Here is a 2428-nt window from a genome sequence, read left to right on the forward strand (position 1 = left end):
GCCGTTCATCGCGAACCTGCCCACGAGGGTGGGCGCAACGCGTCGCCCCTCAAGTTCCTGGCATTGCACGCCAGGTGGATGAAGGAGCCCTTCATCGACGACGGGCGCCGGGTGGTCAGGCGCACAGCGCGTACGCCATCGTGAGCACCTGCAGTCCCCGCACGGTCAGCGGGGAGTGCCCGGTCAGCTGCTCGATGCGCGCCAGCCGGTAGTCGATGGTGCTGCGGTGGATGATCAGCCGTTCCGCCGCGCCGGTCCGGTTGCCGCCCTCGGCGACCAGCGCGGCCAGGGTCGTGCGCAGCGAGTGGCTCTCCATGACCGGCGCGATCAACCGGCGCAGCGCCGCCGAGCTCTCCGGTGAGCGGGCCACCGCGTCCTCGATCGGCACGTCGGCGCGGCCGTAGACACCGCGCGGCAGGTCCAGCGCGGTCACGATGCCCAGCAGCCGCGCCGCGGCGGCGGGGCCGTCCGGTCCCGAGGCGACCGCCGCCCTGATCGACCGGTCCGGCAGCTTCGCGAGGACGACCTCGCACTCGCGCACCGCCGTCTGCTCGCTTCGCATCGGCAGCAGCACCTCGGCCCGGTCACCCTCCACCACGCACGCCACGTCCGGCCGCGCGCCTCGCTGGAACGCGGCCGCCACCACGTCGGCGGACCCGCCGTCGACCACGAACACCGCGGCCGTTCCCGCGGGCGTCTCGACCTGCTCGGGCTGTTCGGGTGCGGGCGGGCGAACACCGCGCACCAGCTCGACCGCGAGCCGGGCGCAGCCGTCGTACCGCGGCGCGCCGTTGCCGTCGAGCTCCGCCGCCATCGCGTTGAGCGCGCTCAGCAGGTCGTCCACCCGGCCGCCCGACCGCGCCCACAACGCGCCGATCTCCCGCACGCCCGCCACGACCTCGGTCTCGCCGTGATCCGCCCGCGCCAGGGCGGCCAGGCACACCGCCAGCACCTGACGAGCGCGTTCCCGTGCCGAGGTCACCACTGTTTCCACGGGTCCACTACATCGAACAAAAGGCACGTCTGGCGTTCCGAAAGAAGAGGAAACGAATCCGAAGGTCCCGAAAAATCCGATCGGGTGCCCGGCAGTGCGCGAATCGCTGATTCGGGCACCGGACACGAGATCACCTTTTCCGAACATCGTGGATGGACGATTACCGGACGAACGCCGCAAGATTTTCATCGTTCCGCCCTATCCATTTCGCGGCGTCTCGCCGTTTCGAGGGAGGGTTTTGTGGGATTTTTGACGAAAGCCGGTAAAACAGCCGTTCTCGGCACAGTCGCGGCGGCGGTGACGGCACTGCTCACCGCGGCGCCGGCCCAGGCTGCCAAGCACTGCGACTTCTCCACCAGCACGGGCCGGTACAGCTGCAGCGGCAGCGGTTCGGTGCGCAATCCGGGCGACGTGATTGGCGGGAAGCTGTTCACCGGCCTGGACTACTCCGGCGACTCGCTGACGATCTGGGTGCCGAGGCCGTGCCCCAAGAACGACCAGGTCGACTACTGGGTCGACCTCGGCAGCGACATGCGGAACAAGGTCAGCTCGGTCCAGGCCTGGTCGAGCTGCTGGGTGTGGCTCTACTTCGCCGACGGCCAGCGCGACGGGCCTTACAAGGGCAATGAACCGGACGTCGGTACGTGGGCCAACGACAGGGCCGTCACAGTCGGACTCAGCTGAAGCAAAGGGACAAGATGAACACGTTCGCACATCGGGTGGTCGCGATCGCGATCGCCGCTTTGACGGGCACGACCATCGCCATCGCCGCGCCGGGAACGGCCTCGGCCAACCACGAGGGCCAGCCGACCACCCGAGAGCTGCTGGACCTGTGCAACCAGGGTCGCACCGACAGCTGCGACTTCCGGCCCAGCGGCGGCATCTCGGTCTTCAACGGACCTCGCCAGCTCGCGGGCAGTTCGACGAACTGCACGAACTTCAACCAGACCAGGGTGATCAGGTACGAGGCGAGCCAGGGCACCTCGCACTCGTTCGGCGTCGACTTCTCGGCCGGATCGAAGATCGGCAAGTCGTTCGAGTGGTCGATCCAGACGTCGTACCGCCGCGAGTGGACGTGGAACGACACGACGTCCGACGAGCTCCGCCAGGACGTCGGGCCGAGGTCGCGGGTCCTCATCTACGCGTCGAAGGTGCGTTCGCGGGTCAGCGGCACCTACGAGCTGCACTTCGGGAACCGGTACAAGGGGCACTACTACTGGTACGTGAACGGCCAGGTCGAGGGCCAGACCCGCGGTCAGCCGTGGGACCTGGCGTCGGAGCAGGTGCGGGTGTCCTGCTGAGACACGGGTCGTGGGGGGGGGGGGGTGGGGCGGGCGGGGTGGGGGGGGCGGGGGCCGTTTGTGGGGGGGTGGTTTTGGGTTTTTTTGGGGCCCGGGGGGCGGGGCTGTTCGGGGTTTTTTTTTCACCCCCCCT

At 69.0% G+C, this 2428-nt stretch carries 3 protein-coding genes; 2 read left to right on the forward strand and 1 reads right to left on the reverse strand.

Features of this window, described 5'->3' with window-relative positions; all coding sequences use genetic code 11:
- Positions 1 to 115: 115 nt before the first annotated feature.
- Positions 116 to 994, reverse strand: coding sequence for a helix-turn-helix domain-containing protein (locus ABZV40_RS45935; protein WP_355456434.1), 879 nt, complete (start codon positions 992 to 994; stop codon positions 116 to 118).
- Between the two features lie 240 nt (positions 995 to 1234).
- On the opposite strand from ABZV40_RS45935, the gene ABZV40_RS45940 reads away from it, so the two are divergent.
- Both ABZV40_RS45940 and ABZV40_RS45945 read left to right on the forward strand, forming a co-directional pair.
- Complete coding sequence (locus ABZV40_RS45940; protein WP_355456435.1) at positions 1235 to 1678, forward strand: hypothetical protein; 444 nt, start codon at positions 1235 to 1237, stop codon at positions 1676 to 1678.
- Between the two features lie 14 nt (positions 1679 to 1692).
- Positions 1693 to 2295 carry a hypothetical protein gene (locus tag ABZV40_RS45945; protein WP_355456436.1) on the forward strand — a complete coding sequence of 201 codons (603 nt, stop codon included), beginning with the start codon at positions 1693 to 1695 and terminating at the stop codon, positions 2293 to 2295.
- Positions 2296 to 2428: the final 133 nt, after the last annotated feature.

Origin of the sequence: Lentzea sp. NPDC004782 (assembly GCF_040609115.1) — a bacterium.
In the GTDB taxonomy this organism is placed as follows: Bacteria; Actinomycetota; Actinomycetes; order Mycobacteriales; family Pseudonocardiaceae; genus Lentzea.

Excerpts from the sequence above, each read along its gene's own strand:
- ABZV40_RS45945 (WP_355456436.1), top strand. The coding sequence starts at position 1,693 with ATGAACACGTTCGCACATCGGGTGGTCGCGATCGCGATCGCCGCTTTG.